Source organism: Microvirga massiliensis (genome assembly GCF_001006805.1).
Taxonomy (GTDB): Bacteria; Pseudomonadota; Alphaproteobacteria; order Rhizobiales; family Beijerinckiaceae; genus Microvirga; species Microvirga massiliensis.
The window spans coordinates 3,258-18,163 of sequence record NZ_LN811352.1 but is presented as its reverse complement, the minus strand read 5'-3'; the positions used below and the strand labels follow the sequence as shown (position 1 = coordinate 18,163).

The window sequence follows — 14,906 nt, the reverse complement described above, 5'->3', positions numbered from 1 at the left end:
GAACGGCGCCGTTGGGGCGTAAAACAAATTGGTTGGGGCAGTAGGCCGCGCGTGTTCGCGGCGAGGCGGAGCGTTGCGCCCGCGGATTGGGGAAGCGAGTCATGAAGATCGAGCGGCGTTACACGAAGACCGGTCAATCGCCCTACGCGGCCATCGCCTTCCGATCGACGACGAGCGAGATCCGAAACCCGGACGGCTCGATCGTCTTCCGACTCGAGGGCATCGAGGTCCCGGAGAGCTGGAGTCAGGTCGCGGCGGACGTCCTCGCCCAGAAGTATTTCCGCAAGGCCGGCGTTCCGGCACGTCTTCGCAAGGTCGAGGAGAACGACGTTCCATCCTGGCTGTGGCGGTCGGTTGCCGATGAGGTGGCCCTTGCCGACCTGCCGGAGGACGAGCGCCTCGTCTCGGAGATCTCCTCCAAGCAGGTTTTCGATCGTCTTGCGGGCTGCTGGACCTATTGGGGCTGGAAAGGCGGATATTTCACCGCGGAGGAGTATGCGGCCGCTTTCTTCGACGAGCTGCGCTTCATGCTGGCGAGCCAGATGGTCGCCCCGAACTCCCCGCAATGGTTCAACACGGGGCTGCATTGGGCCTATGGCATCGATGGCCCGAGCCAGGGCCACTTCTATGTCGACCACAAGACCGGCCGCGTCACGCGGTCGAAGACCGCCTACGAGCACCCGCAGCCGCACGCCTGCTTCATCCAGTCCGTCCAGGACGACCTCGTCAACGAGGGCGGCATCATGGATCTCTGGGTGCGCGAGGCGCGCCTCTTCAAATACGGCTCGGGAACCGGCTCCAACTTCTCGCGACTCCGCGGCGAGGGAGAGAAGCTGTCGGGCGGCGGGCGCTCCTCGGGCCTGATGTCCTTCCTGAAGATCGGTGACCGGGCGGCCGGCGCCATCAAATCCGGTGGCACGACGCGGCGCGCGGCCAAGATGGTGGTCGTCGACATCGATCACCCCGACATCGAGGATTACATCGACTGGAAGGTGAAGGAGGAGCAGAAGGTCGCCGCCCTCGTGGCTGGCTCCAAGCTCGCCAACCGGCACCTGAAAGCCATCATGCGGGCCTGCGTGAACTGCGAGGCCGAGGGCGACGCCTGCTTCGATCCGGAGAAGAACCCCGCGCTCAAGCGCGAGATCAAGCTCGCCCGCCGGGCGATGATCCCCGACAACTACATCAAGCGCGTCATCCAGTTCGCACGGCAGGGCTACACGGATATCGAGTTCCCGATCTACGACACGGATTGGGACAGCGAGGCCTATCTCACCGTCTCGGGGCAGAACTCGAACAACTCCGTATCGATCACGGACGAGTTCCTGCGCGCCGTGGAAGCCGATGCCGATTGGGCTCTCCTCTTCCGCAGCGGGAAGGTGAAGAAGACCGTCAAGGCGCGCGATCTGTGGGAGCGGATCGGGCATGCGGCCTGGGCTTCCGCCGATCCCGGCCTGCACTTCAACACCACCATGAACGACTGGCACACCTGCCCCGCAGGCGGCCGGATCCGGGCCTCGAACCCGTGCTCGGAATACATGTTCCTCGACGACACGGCCTGCAATCTGGCCTCCGCTAACCTGCTCGCCTTCTACGATCGCGAGATGCGCCAGTTCGACGTCGATTCCTTCGAGCATGTCTGCCGTCTTTGGACGCTGGTGCTCGAGATCTCGGTGATGATGGCGCAGTTCCCGTCGCGCGAAATCGCGGAACTCTCCTACGAATACCGCACCCTCGGCCTGGGATACGCGAATATCGGCGGCCTGCTCATGACCATGGGCCTGCCCTACGATTCGGATGCCGGCCGGGCGCTCTGCGGCGTCCTGACCGCGATCATGACCGGCACCGCCTACGCGACCTCCGCGGAAATGGCCGGAGAGCTCGGGCCGTTCCCGGCCTACAAGGCCAACGCGAAGCACATGCTGCGCGTCATCCGCAACCATCGCCGGGCAGCCCATGGCGTGCACGAGGGCTACGAGGGACTCAGCACCCTCCCCGTCCCGCTCGACCACGCCTCGTGTCCGGATGCGAATCTCGTCGCCCATGCCCGCGCGGCCTGGGACCGTGCGCTCGATCTCGGCGAGAAGAACGGCTACCGCAATGCGCAATCGACCGTGATCGCGCCGACGGGCACGATCGGCCTCGTGATGGATTGCGACACCACTGGGATCGAGCCAGATTTCGCGCTCGTGAAGTTCAAGAAGCTCGCGGGCGGCGGCTACTTCAAGATCATCAACGGCGCCGTGCCGGATGCACTGCGGGCGCTCGGCTATCGCGAATCGGAGATCGCGGAGATCGAGGCCTATGCGGTCGGCCACGGCTCGATGAAGCAGGCCCCCGGCGTGAACCCCGGCTCACTCCGCGCGCGCGGCTTCACGGACGAGAAGATCGAAGCGATCGAGAAGGGCCTGAAGAGCGCCTTCGATATCAAGTTCGTCTTCAACAAATGGACGCTCGGCGAGGATTTCCTGACGGAAATTCTGAAGGTGCCGGAGGAGAAGCTCAACGATCCGGGCTTCGATCTTCTCTCCTATCTCGGCTTCTCGAAGACCGAAATCGAGGCCGCGAACATCCATGTCTGCGGAGCGATGACGCTCGAGGGTGCGCCGTTCCTGAAGCCGGAGCACTACCCGGTCTTCGATTGCGCCAATCCGTGCGGACGCATCGGCAAGCGCTATCTCTCGGTCGAGAGCCACATCCGGATGATGGCGGCGGCGCAGCCCTTCATCTCGGGCGCGATCTCCAAGACCATCAACATGCCGAACGACGCGACGGTCGAGGATTGCAAGAGCGCCTACATGCTCTCCTGGCACCTCGGGCTGAAAGCCAATGCGCTCTATCGCGATGGTTCGAAGCTCTCACAGCCGCTGAACGCCGCTCTCATCGCCGATGACGACGATGATGCCGACGAAGCGCACGAGGCCCTGCTCGCGCAGCCTGCGGTCGCAAAGACCGCCCAGGTGGCGGAGAAGATCGTCGAGCGCGTAATCGAGCGTGTCGAGCGCGTCCGGGATCGCGAGAAGATGCCGGATCGCCGCAAGGGTTACACCCAGAAGGCCATCGTCGGCGGACACAAAGTGTATCTGCGCACCGGCGAATACGACGACGGCCGGCTCGGCGAGATCTTCATCGACATGCACAAGGAAGGCGCCGCCTTCCGCGCGATGATGAACAACTTCGCGATCGCGATTTCGCTCGGCCTGCAATATGGCGTGCCGCTCGAGGAATACGTGGAGGCCTTCACCTTCACGCGTTTCGAGCCGGCAGGCTTCGTGCAGGGCAACGAGCGCATCAAGAATGCGACCTCGATCATCGACTACGTGTTCCGCGAGCTCGCCGTGTCCTATCTCGGCCGAAACGATCTCGCGCATGTCGACCCTTCGGAAACCGGCCCGACGACGATCGGCAAGGGCGAGGATCAGTCGAAAGCTCCGAGCGCAGCGCCGGCGACGCCCTACATCTCGAAGGGTTTCGTGCGCGGCAACTCCGATCGCTTCATGCTGATCCCGGGCGGGGCCCGAAATGCTCCGGCGCGCAGCCAAGGTGCGACTGCCTTGAAGGACGATGCCGTCGAAGCGGCGGAGACAGCCTATGGAAGCACCGAGATGAGCAAGCTCGGCTTCCTGGCGTCGGCGCCTGCGGATGTTGCGGCGACACCGACAGTCGCCGACCGCCGTGCAGAAGCGAAGATGAAGGGTTATGTCGGCGAGGCCTGCCCCGAATGCGCGAACTTCACGCTGGTGCGGAATGGGACCTGCCTGAAGTGCGATACGTGCGGGGGGACGACCGGGTGCAGTTGAGTACTCTTCGTACTTCCGGGCCTTGGCGGTAACCCGCAGGTGGAAGCCGTCGACGCGCATTTCCTCGATGCCGACCTCCAGGTTGCGGGACTGGCGCGTGCCGCGCGAGCGGATCATGAGACCCGCTGTGCGGGGCTTGATCCGCCTGCCCGTCGGGACGAGGACGTGGATGGCCCACGGGATGTCATCGGTCAGGCCGTGGATCGTGCCCGCCGTGAGTCCCCGGAGCACGCCGCCGCTGATCTTGCAGGTGATCGCGTGGTCCAGCGAGCCGTGGGAATCCTTTCCGCGTTACACGGAGAGGTTCCGGGCGACGCGGACGATCTCCCCGCGCCTGACCAATTCGGCGACGTCACGGGTGCCGATCCCGGCCGCCCGCATCTCATCATGGGTCAGGAGGGCATCCCGGGCGAACTCCTGGGCCAGGGCGACAGGCAGCATTCCACGTTCCTCGTTGCGTGGCGCCAGACTGCCCGGTCGGCGTTAAGGAAGGCTCAGTTCTCCACTGCGCCCGGAAGCGGAAATTCGATCAAGCTCAGCTTGGCTCCAGGAGCGGTCATTCCCTCAGCTCGTCGCGATTGCCCACCGGCGGACGAGCGGCGCGGCAAAGTTGAGGAAGTATGCGTACATGGCGCGATCGGGGGCGAAGACACCGATCGCCATGGAGAGCAAGGCGGAAGTGATCAGCAGGCTGAACTCGGCGCGTCCGCTTGCGACCAGCCGGTGGCCGGCGTCCCTCTCGATCACGAACGTGGTCGCTATCGCAGTCAAGGCCAGGAGGATCAAGTTGCCGCCGTAGATCCAGATCGCGGGAACGAGCTCGTAGCGGCCGGCGACGATCATTGAAAAGGGCAGCAAGGTGACGAAGAACAGGTGCAAGAGCACTGTCCAGGCGTAAGCGCCGCTGGCCGTCTCCGGCTCCTCCTTCGTGTGCGCCCGTTCGAGCCAGAAAAGGGCGAGCACGAGAAAAGTAACAATGTACGCGATGAACGTGTCGGCGAGCCGGGCGAGAGCTGCGAGCAACTCGCCACTGGTCGTCGGATTGAAGCCTTCTGGCAGGTCGAGATTGACGACCAGGAGCGTCATCGCAAAGGCAAAGACGCCGTCGGTGATCGCATCCAGCCTGCCTTTTGCAATGAACTCGTCGGGCTCCTTCATCATTTCTGCTCCGTTGTATTCGCCGGCTCTTTGACGAACGCCGCCGCATGACGGACATGATGAAGCCTCCGCGGCCTGGGCCGGCGGGGCTCTTGCTCATGGCCCCCGTGAGGTCATGACACACCGATGATCCGTGGCTGGAATCTTCAAACGGCCGATTCCTCTTGATCAGGCAGTTTGTCCGCCCTGGGTCAAACCTTCACATCCCGGCTGCTCGACGAACATCGGCTCTTGCGCGCCGGAGCGGACCAAGCGCTTACGTCTCAGAGGTGCCAGCAGCAGTCCTTTCGACCCGCGCCGTCGGCGTATGGACTCTCTGCGCCCTTTCGATGACGGATGCGGGTGCTTCACCCCCGGAAGCGCAGCGCATCGACCAGGAGAGCGAAGGCCGGCGCGGGTTGCCGACGGCTCGGGTAGTAGAGGTGATAGCCCGAAAACGGCGGGCACCAGTCGGCGAGCACCCGGATGAGACGACCGTCGGCAAGGTGCGTGTGCACGTGATCCTCGAGCAGGAATGCCAATCCGAGCCCGGCCAGCGCCGCTTCGAGGGCCAGAGCAGAGACGTTGAACACGAGTTGCCCTTCCACCCGCACCTTCAGCTCGCGCCCGGCCTTCCCGAACTCCCACGCATAGAGGCCGCCGAGCGTCGGCAGGCGCAGGTTGATGCAGTCATGGCCGACGAGGTCCTGCGGCTTCTTCGGCTTCGGACGTTTCGCGAAGTAGGAGGGCGTCCCGACCACCGCCATGCGCATGTCCGGCCCGATGCGCACGGCGATCATGTCCTTCTCGACCTGCTCGCCAAGGCGGATGCCGGCGTCGTACCGCTCGGCGACGATGTCGGTCAGGCCATAGTCGATGACGACCTCAACCTTGATGTCGGGGTAGTCCGGCAGCAGCCGCTCCAAGGCAGGCCAGAGCACCGCCCGGGCGGCATGCTCGCCTGTGGTGATGCGGATGGTGCCGGCGGGCTTCTCGCGGAACTCGCTCAAGCCGGCCAGCTCCGCGCCGATGCTGTCGAACGCCGGGCCGAGGGTGCGGAGCAGGCGCTCGCCCGCCTCGGTCGGCACGACGCTGCGGGTGGTGCGGGCCAGCAGCCGCACTCCCAGCCGCTCCTCGAGCCGGCGCAGCGTGTAGCTGAGCGCCGACTGCGAGGTGCCGAGCTTCGCCGCCGCCCGGGTGAAGCTCCGCTCTTCCGCTACGGCGAGGAACGCCGCCAGATCGCCCAGCTCGTCGCGCTGCATTTATGAATCCCGGATATAAGCCCATTCGGATTTTGCCATCTAATCGCCTGCGGCCGCGCCCGCTAGATCACCATCTGTCGACCTCACCGGCCGTCACGGCCGCGGCAAGGGAGACGGATCCATATGCATTGACGGGAAGGACTGGATGATACCGAAGCACTGGAGACTGTCAGCCGCACTCCTTCTGGTCTCGGCCGGCATGGTTGCGCCGGCGGGGACAATGGCCCAGCAAACGAGCAGGCCCGAGCCGCTGGTCATCCAGGAGCAAGGGAGCTTTGCCGTCGGCGGGACGGTGGTCACCGCGCCCGGCATCTTCGATCCCGAGAGGCCGAGGGATCCCGCAGGGCAGACCTACCGCGGTGATCACGCCTACGCCTTCTATCAGGTCCCGGTGAATGCGCGCAGGCTCCCGCTCGTCATGTGGCACGGCGCTGGACAGTTCTCCAAGACGTGGGAAACCACGCCGGATGGACGCGAGGGATACCAGAACATCTTCCTGCGTCGCGGCTTCGGCGTCTACGTGATCGACCAACCACGCCGGGGCGATGCTGGACGCAGCACTCTACCAGCCACCATCACGCCGACGCCTGACGAACAAGGATGGTTCAACATCTTCCGTGTCGGCATTTGGCCGAACTATTTCCCGGGCGTGCAGTTCTCCCGTGACCCAGAGACCCTGAACCAGTACTTCCGCCAGATGACACCCAACACGGGCCCCTTCGATGTTGAGGTGACCTCCGACGCCGTTGCGGCGCTCTTTGACAAGATCGGGCCCGGGATTCTCGTCACCCATTCACAAAGTGGCGGTCCGGGCTGGCGCACGGCAACGAAGAGCCAGAATGTCCACGCCATCGTCGCCTATGAGCCGGGCAGCAACTTCATCTTCCCGGACGGCGAGGTGCCTCCCCCGATGCCGAGCTCCGGCGGCCCGCTGGAGGCGGTTGGCGTGCCTCTGTCGGAGTTCATGCAACTCACGAAGATCCCGATCGTCATCTACTACGGAGACAACATTCCGGAGCAACCGATGGCGAATCCGGGCCAAGACCAATGGCGCGTCCGTCTCGCCATGGCGAGACTGTGGAGGGATGCCGTGAACCGCCATGGCGGCGACGTCACCGTCGTGCATTTGCCGGAACTGGGAATCCGAGGCAACACGCACTTTCCATTCTCGGACCTGAACAATCGTGACGTTGCAGACCTGATGTCGAAGTTTCTCGACGAGAAAAACTTGGACTGATCCGCCTCCGGGTCCTGGATCGCGCAAAGCCGGATTCTCTGGTTTGGAATCAGGCTGGACGTGCAGACGGACTGACCAAGCAGGTGAGTGTGTCGAGTCCTGCATGTGCTCGGCTTGAATGTGACACTCACACCAGGAGCACGAATGGATCGGGCCGATTGGATGGAGGTCGGCTGCTTGGAAGCCCGGCACGGCCGGACTTTCGGATCGATCACACGCGTTCTCGAGAGGCTTACGCCCTGATGCACGTGTTCGAGACCATTCTGGCGCTCCTGCTGGGCGCGACGATCCTGTCGCTGTTCGCCCGGCGGATGAACATCCCCTACCCGACGCTGCTTGCCCTGGGCGGCGCGCTGATCGCCTTCATCCCGGGAGCGCCTCGTCTCGATCTGCCCCCTGACCTGATCCTGGCCCTGTTCGTGGCCCCCGTGCTGCTGGACGCCGCCTACGACGCCTCATTGCGGGACCTACGGCGCAATTGGGCCGCCGTCCTGTCGCTCGTCCTGGTGGCCGTCGCGCTCACGACCGTGACGGTGGCTTTCACCGCCCGTCAGCTTCTGCCCGACCTGCCCTGGGCGGCGGCCTTCGCGCTCGGCGCTTTGCTCGCGCCGCCCGATGCCGTCGCGGCCCTGGCGGTGATGCGCCAGGTGGATCCGCCGCACCGCATCCGGGTGGTGCTGGAGGGGGAGAGCCTGCTGAACGACGCCTCGGCGCTCCTCATCTACAGGCTGGCCGTCGGCGCCGTGGCGGCCGGCAGCTTCAGCGTGACCGGCGCAATGCCGACCTTCGCGCTCGTGGTCCTCGGTAGCATCGTGGTCGGCTGGCTCCTCGCCCGGCCGGTCGGCCTGCTGATAGGGCGCCTCCAGGATGCGCCCAGCTCGGTCATCTTTCAGTTCATCATAACCTTTGGTGTCTGGCTCGCGGCCGAGCGCCTCGGCCTCTCCGGCGTCGTCACCATCGTGGTCTTCGGGCTTTCCGTGGCGCGTCGAAGCGTCTCCCCGATGCCCGCCCACCTGAGGGTGCCGTCCTTCGCGATCTGGGAGACCGTGACCGTGGTGCTGAACGTCCTGGCGTTCACGCTGATCGGGCTTCAGTTGCGTCCCATCCTCGACGCGCTTTCCGGTCCGGAGCGCCTGCGCTTCGTCGGCATGGCCCTCATCATCCTGGCCGTCGTCATCGCGGTCCGCATCGCCTGGGTCATGACGTACCACGCCGGGCTGGTTCTGACGACCCGGCTCCTTGGTGGCGACCCAGCCGACTCTCCGACGTCTGCGCCAACGACGTCTGCGCCAAGCGCGAAGGCCGGCTTCGTGGTGGGATGGTCCGGGATGCGCGGCATCGTCACCCTTGCCGCCGCACTGGCCCTTCCGGCGGGTTTCCCCCATCGCGACTTCATCCAATTCACCGCCTTTGTCGTGGTGCTGGGCACCTTGGTGATCCAAGGCCTGACGCTCCGTCCTCTTCTCAGGCTCCTTCGCCTGCCTCGGGACTTGACGATCCAGACGGAGCTCAGTCTCGCGCGACAAGCCGCGCTGAAAGCGGCGATGAAGGAGCTTGCAGATGACGACACGCCGGCCGCGGCGCGGCTCCGACTGGAATACGCAGAGGCCCTGGGCGAAGCTCGACGCGGCGGAGACCCTCGGGACAGCGCGGACAATGTGTTGCGGCGGCGCCTCGTGACTGCATCGCGGGTCGCCATCGATGATCTCCGAACCTCCGGCACCATCGGGGATGACGCGTTCCGCCGTGCCGAGGAGGAGCTTGACTGGCTGGAGTTGAGTGCCAGGCCCGCAACCACTCGCAATTGAACGGGCGTTTGCCAGCTTGCGTGGGCGCGACGCTGAGGGTGGTGCGCGTCAACAGGCGAACCCCAAGCCGCTCCTCGAGGCGGGGCACCGAATGACTGAGCGACACTGGGAGATCCCGAGCCGCGTGGCGGCGCGTGAAACTGCGTTCCTCCGCCGTGGCCCGGAACGTCACTGGGTCGCCAAGCTCGTCGCGCCGCATTCATGAACCGCAGATATAGGTTCATGCGGGTTGCAATATCTAATCGCCTGCGGTCGCAGCAGCTAAATCAGATCCTGTCGACACCATCGGCTGTCTCGGTGCGGCCTGAAGCCCCGATCGATGGAGAAAAGCGGCAGTAACGAACAACACCAGGCCCGGTCAGTGAGCGTCTCGATTCCACCTTGAGAGAAGAGACCATGCAGAAGCGCAAACTTGGAGACGGCCTGGAGGTGTCGGCGATCGGCCTCGGCTGCATGGGTCTGAGCTTCGGCCTCGGGCCTGCCACCGATCGCGGTGAGGCGATCAAGATAGCATTCACCAAGGCGGCGGCTCGTGTTCCCGCCCGGATCGACGAAGGAAGATTGTGATGGCCAGGGATGTGGTCGTGGTGATCGGAGCCGGCGGTATCGGGCTTGCGATTGCGCGCCGGCAAGGCTTTGGCAGGACGCTGTTGCTTGCCGACTTCAATGACAGGACGTTGCAGTCCGCAGCGGAGGAGCTGCGTGATGCCAGCTATTCGGTCGAGACCCATTTCGTTGATGTGTCTTCTCGCGAGTCGGTCAAGTCGCTGGTCGAAGCCGCCGCATCGCTGGGCAATGTGGTCCAAGTCGTCAACACAGCAGGCCTTTCTCCGAACATGGCGCCGGTCGACCGTTTGCTGGAGGTCGATCTGTACGGTTCAGCCGTCGTGTTCGAGGAATTCGAGAGCGTCATCGCACCCGGCGGCGCAGGCCTCGTCATCTCCAGCATGGCGGGTCACATGATGCCGGCACTCCCCCCGGAACAGGATCACGCCCTGGCTTACACGCCGGCCGACGAGCTTCTCGATCTGCCGTTCCTGAAGGGTGATGCGATCCCCAACACGCTCGTCGCCTATATGATTGCGAAGCGTGCCAACACCCTTCGGGTGCAGGCGGCCGCAATGAGCTGGGGCGCCCGCGGCGCGCGAGTCAATTCGATCAGCCCCGGTATCATCGTCACGCCGCTAGCCCGGCACGAGCTGGAGTCGGAGATCGGCGACATCTACCGCGCCATGGTCGAAGCATCGGCGGTCAAGCGGATGGCCCCGCCCGACGAGATCGCGGTCGCGGCGTCCTTTCTGCTCGGTCCGGACGCCGGCTTCATCACCGGCAGCGACCTCCTGATCGATGGCGGCGTGATCGCCGCCATGCGTGCCGGCAGGTTGCCCACACCGGGCTAAAGTACGGCGGCCTGCGCGTTCACCCCAATCCTGATCGCTTCAATATCGCGGCCTTTGTACCGCCGATATCAAAGGAGTTCCTATGCAGATCCGTCACCTCGGCTCCCTTGCCGTTTCCGAAATCGGCTACGGCACGATGAGCTTCGCCTCCACTTACGGTGAGGCACCCGACCACGCCGAAGCCATCCGTGTCATTCGCGGCGCCTACGAGCGCGGCGTCACCTTCTTCGACACGGCCGAAGCCTATGGACCGTTCACCAATGAGGAACTGGTCGGCGAGGCGCTCGCGCCGGTCCGCGATCAGGTGGTGATCGCCACCAAGTTCGGTTGGAACATCAATCCCAACACGGGCGAACGGGGTCCTGGTCTCAACAGCCGACCTGACCATATCAAGCGGGCGGTGGACGGCATGCTGCGGCGCCTGAAGGTCGAGACCATCGACCTGCTCTACCAGCACCGCGTCGACCCCGACGTGCCGATTGAGGACGTGGCCGATACGGTCAAGAATCTCATCACGGCAGGCAAGGTGAAGCATTTCGGCCTGTCGGAGGCAGGTGCAGCCACCATCCGCCGCGCACATGCCGTTCAGCCCGTCACCGCGATCCAGAGCGAATACTCGTTGTGGACGCGCGACCCGGAACCGGAGATCCTGCCGCTCTGCGGGGAACTGGGTATCGGCTTCGTGCCGTGGAGCCCTTTGGGTGCGGGGTTCCTGACCGGCAGGATCGATGCGACCACGGCGTTCGAGGAGACCGACTTCCGCACCGGATCGCCGCGCTTCACAAAAGAGGCACGTGCGGCAAACCTCGCCCTCGTCGATCTTCTGAAGACCATTGCCGACGCCAAGCAGGCAACACCTGCCCAGATCGCCTTGGCCTGGCTGCTGGCCCAAAAAACCTGGATCGTGCCGATCCCCGGCACGCGCCGTCTGGAGCGCGTTGAGGAAAACCTCGGGGCCGCCACCGTCGTGCTGACGGCAGGCGATCTCGGCGAGATCGAGGCTGCGGCCGCAAAGATCACCGTGCAGGGCGCCCGATTGCCGGAGGCAATGACGATCCGCCGCGCCCATACGGTCCAGCCCGTCGCCGCCATCCAGAACGAGTATTCGCTTTGGGCCCGCGATCCGGAGGCGGAGGTGCTGCCGATCTGTGAGGAACTCGGGATCGGCTTCGTCCCGTGGAGCCCGCTCGGCCAGGGCTTCCTGACCGGAAAGGTCGACCCCAAGGCAGGATTCGACAAGTCCGACGTCCGGTCCTGGTTTCCGCGCTTCACCCCGGAGGCCATGCTGGCCAACCAGGCGCTGGTCGACCTGTTGAAGCGCATCGCCGATGCCAAGGGCGCGACACCTGCGCAGATCGCACTCGCGTGGCTGCTCGCGCAGAAGCCGTGGATCGTGCCGATCCCGGGCACGCGCAAGCTGACCCGGCTGGAGGAGAACATGGCCTCGGCCGACATCGAGCTGACCGACGCCGACCTGCGCGAGATCGAGGCGGCCGCGTCGAAGATCGAGATCAAGGGCGCCCGTGGCACGGGCCATGAGGTGTACGGCTGAGCGAGCCGCACAGCGATCAGGAAGCAATCATGACCAAGGTACTGATCCTCGGCGCACACGGGCAGATCGCCCGTGTGGCCACCGACCTGTTCCTGAAGGAAACCGCCGCACACCTGATGCTCTACCTGCGCAATGCCAGGCGGCTCAGGAATATCGGTCATGAAGACCGTGTGCGCGTGGTGGAGGGCGATGTTCTCGACGTGAAAACGTTGGAGGCCGCCATGACCGGGCAGGACGTCGTCTACGCAAATCTCGCAGGCCAGATGGAACAGCAAGCCCGCTGCATCGTGCAGGCGATGGAGACGACCGGCGTCACGCGCCTGATCTTCATCAGCTCGATGGGGATTTAGGACGAGGTTCCCGGCGAGCGTCACGGCAGCATCCTGGACCCGTACCGCAAGTCGGCCAGCGTCATTGAAGCATCTGACCTCGACTACACGATCCTGCGGCCCGCCTGGCTGAACGACCGTGACGAGATCGCCTACGGCATCACCCGCAAGGGCGAACTCTTCGCGAACCCGCAGGCTTACGTCTCGCGCAAGAGCGTGGCCGATCTGATCGTGAAGCTTGCGACCACACCAGGGCTCGAGAGCCGCCAGAGCCTGGGCGTGCACAAGGCTGCCTGAGCATCGGGACAGGTGCTGTCGATCCGAACGAATCTGACCCTCGGCGGGTCGAAGAACCGCGAGGGTCACAAGCATCAGGTTGTAGGAGAAGGATTGTCATGACGAACGTGATCGTTGTCATTGGAGCCGGATCGATCGGCCAGGCCATCGCGCGGCGGGTGAGTGCAGGCAAGCATGTCCTGCTGACTGATCTGCGCCAGGAAAATGCCGACGCGGCGGCCAAAGCACTGAGCGAGGCCGGCTTCAACGTGAGCACGGCTACAGTCGACGTGTCCTCGCGCCCCTCAGTTCATGCGCTCGTTGAGACGGCCACGGCCCTCGGCGAGGTCTCCGGCGTCATCCATGCCGCCGGCGTGTCCCCGACCCAGGCCTCGCCGGAAACGATCCTCAAGGTCGATCTCTACGGCACCGCGCTCGTGCTGGAGGAATTCGGCAACGTCATCACCCGCGGGGGCGCTGGCGTCGTGATCGCCTCGCAATCCGGGCACCGCCTGCCGCCGCTCTCGGTCGAGCAGAACGCGGCGCTCGCGACAACCCCGGTCGAGGACCTGCTCAAGCTGCCGATGCTTCACCCCGATCAGGTGAAGGATTCCCTTCACGCCTACCAAATCTCGAAGCGGGGGAACTCGTTGCGGGTGATGGCCGAGGCCGTGCGTTGGGGCAAGCGCGGTGCGCGGGTCAACACGATCAGCCCCGGGATCATCATCACGCCGCTCGCGAAGGATGAACTGGAGGGTCCGCGCGGCCCCGGCTACCGCCGCATGATCGAATTGTCCGCAGCCGGGCGAGCCGGCACCCCGGACGAGGTGGGAACCGTCGGCGCACTCCTCATGGGCCCTGATGGTGCATTCATCACCGGCAGCGACTTCCTCATGGATGGCGGCGTCACGGCAGCCTACTGGTACGGCGAACTCGCCCCCAAGTGACGAGTGTGACGGCGGTGCGAGCCATCGCATTCATGAACGCTGAATATAGGCGCATGCGGATTTCAACGGCTACTCGCTTGTGGCCTCAGGGACCAGATCATTGCCTGTCCACTCGATCGGACGTCGCGAGGCGACGTCCGATACCCATCATCGAAGGAGAAGGACGATGGAGATCAAGCGAAGCGGCTCGCAGCCGTCCGGCAAGGGGCCGGCGGACTGGTTTACCGGAACGGTCCGGGTCGATCCCTTGTTCAGCCCGCCTGACCCTGCCCGGGTTGCCGGAGCCCATGTCACCTTCGAGCCCGGTGCCCGCACGGCGTGGCACACGCACCCGCTCGGCCAGACCCTCATCGTCACGTTCGGCCTCGGGTGGGTTCAACGCGAGGGCGGCCCGGTCGAGGAGATCCGGCCCGGCGACGTGGTCTGGTTCGAGCCGGGCGAGAAGCACTGGCACGGCGCCACCGCGACCACGGCCATGAGCCACATCGCCATCCAGGAAAAGCTCAACGGCTCGCCCGTCGATTGGATGGAGCACGTCACCGACGGGCAATACCAACCTCGTTGATCACCCGAATCTCACCCAAAGGCAAACAAGCAATGCAAAAGCGTAAACTCGGCACCAGCGGCTTGGAGGTTTCGGCCATCGGCCTTGGCTGCATGGGCCTGAACTTCAGCTATGGCCACTCCCTAAGCAGGGAAGACGCCATCGCCCTCATCCGTGCGGCAGTGGAGCGTGGGGTCACCTTCTTCGATACCGCCGAGATGTATGGTCCCTTCACGAACGAAGAGATCGTCGGCGAGGCACTGGCACCCGTGCTTGACCAAGTCGTGATCGCGACCAAGTTCGGCTTCCACATCGACCCGGAAACGAACAAGCAGGCGGGTCTCAATAGCCGCCCCGAGCACATCCGGGAAGTGGCGGAAGCTTCCCTGAAGCGGCTCAAGACCGATGTCATCGATCTCTTCTACCAGCACCGTGTCGACCCGAACGTGCCGATCGAGGATGTGGCAGGAGCCGTCAGGGACCTGATCCGGGAAGGCAAGGTCAAGCATTTCGGCCTGTCGGAACCCGGCGCCCAGACCGTCCGCCGGGCGCACGCGGTGCAGCCGATTACGGCACTCCAGAACGAGTATTCGCTGTGGACGCGCGGGCCGGAGACG

At 64.7% G+C, this 14,906-nt stretch carries 11 protein-coding genes and 3 pseudogenes; 10 read left to right on the top strand and 4 right to left on the bottom strand.

Going from position 1 to position 14,906, the window contains the following annotated elements; genetic code table 11:
- Positions 1-101 precede the first annotated feature (101 nt).
- Entirely contained in the window at positions 102-3,797 is a 3,696-nt protein-coding gene (locus tag BN1233_RS08975; protein WP_046863263.1) for a vitamin B12-dependent ribonucleotide reductase, read from the top strand.
- 291 nt (positions 3,798-4,088) lie between these two features.
- Here BN1233_RS08975 and BN1233_RS46730 read toward each other — a convergent pair whose 3' ends face one another.
- From BN1233_RS46730 to BN1233_RS08965, 3 genes are all read right to left on the bottom strand, one after another.
- Positions 4,089-4,238, bottom strand: coding sequence for a type IV toxin-antitoxin system AbiEi family antitoxin domain-containing protein (locus BN1233_RS46730; protein ID WP_147707098.1), 150 nt, complete (start codon positions 4,236-4,238; stop codon positions 4,089-4,091).
- Positions 4,239-4,361: 123 nt separating this feature from the next.
- A complete protein-coding gene (locus BN1233_RS08970; protein WP_046863262.1) occupies positions 4,362-4,958 on the bottom strand; it encodes a TMEM175 family protein in 597 nt (198 codons plus the stop codon).
- 344 nt (positions 4,959-5,302) lie between these two features.
- Complete coding sequence (locus BN1233_RS08965) at positions 5,303-6,196, bottom strand: LysR family transcriptional regulator (protein ID WP_046863261.1); 894 nt, start codon at positions 6,194-6,196, stop codon at positions 5,303-5,305.
- 145 nt (positions 6,197-6,341) lie between these two features.
- Here BN1233_RS08965 and BN1233_RS08960 point away from each other — a divergent pair, with 145 nt between their 5' ends.
- Both BN1233_RS08960 and BN1233_RS08955 read left to right on the top strand, forming a co-directional pair.
- Entirely contained in the window at positions 6,342-7,433 is a 1,092-nt protein-coding gene (locus BN1233_RS08960; RefSeq protein ID WP_046863260.1) for an alpha/beta hydrolase, read from the top strand.
- A 242-nt stretch (positions 7,434-7,675) separates the two neighbouring features.
- Positions 7,676-9,241 carry a cation:proton antiporter gene (locus tag BN1233_RS08955; RefSeq protein WP_046863259.1) on the top strand — a complete coding sequence of 522 codons (1,566 nt, stop codon included), beginning with the start codon at positions 7,676-7,678 and terminating at the stop codon, positions 9,239-9,241.
- A gap of 19 nt (positions 9,242-9,260) precedes the next feature.
- Here the strand turns inward: BN1233_RS08955 and BN1233_RS44540 are convergent.
- Positions 9,261-9,440, bottom strand: a pseudogene (locus BN1233_RS44540) (helix-turn-helix domain-containing protein); the annotation flags it as partial.
- Between the two features lie 197 nt (positions 9,441-9,637).
- Here BN1233_RS44540 and BN1233_RS46725 point away from each other — a divergent pair.
- The 7 genes and pseudogenes from BN1233_RS46725 to BN1233_RS08925 all read left to right on the top strand — a co-directional run.
- Positions 9,638-9,751, top strand: a pseudogene (locus tag BN1233_RS46725) (aldo/keto reductase); the annotation flags it as partial.
- Between the two features lie 56 nt (positions 9,752-9,807).
- A complete protein-coding gene (locus tag BN1233_RS08950; protein ID WP_046863258.1) occupies positions 9,808-10,641 on the top strand; it encodes an SDR family oxidoreductase in 834 nt (277 codons plus the stop codon).
- A gap of 82 nt (positions 10,642-10,723) precedes the next feature.
- Positions 10,724-12,193, top strand: coding sequence for an aldo/keto reductase (locus tag BN1233_RS08945; RefSeq protein WP_063776614.1), 1,470 nt, complete (start codon positions 10,724-10,726; stop codon positions 12,191-12,193).
- A 29-nt stretch (positions 12,194-12,222) separates the two neighbouring features.
- Positions 12,223-12,819 (top strand): annotated as a pseudogene (locus BN1233_RS49560) (NAD(P)H-binding protein).
- A gap of 98 nt (positions 12,820-12,917) precedes the next feature.
- On the top strand, positions 12,918-13,745 hold the full coding sequence (locus tag BN1233_RS08935) for an SDR family oxidoreductase (protein ID WP_046863257.1): 828 nt from the start codon (positions 12,918-12,920) through the stop codon (positions 13,743-13,745).
- 166 nt (positions 13,746-13,911) lie between these two features.
- Positions 13,912-14,310: a (R)-mandelonitrile lyase gene (locus BN1233_RS08930; protein WP_046863256.1), complete on the top strand. Its 399-nt coding sequence runs from the start codon at positions 13,912-13,914 to the stop codon at positions 14,308-14,310.
- Between the two features lie 32 nt (positions 14,311-14,342).
- Positions 14,343-14,906 (top strand): aldo/keto reductase (locus BN1233_RS08925; protein WP_046863255.1); only part of this gene is annotated, 564 nt, incomplete at its 3' end.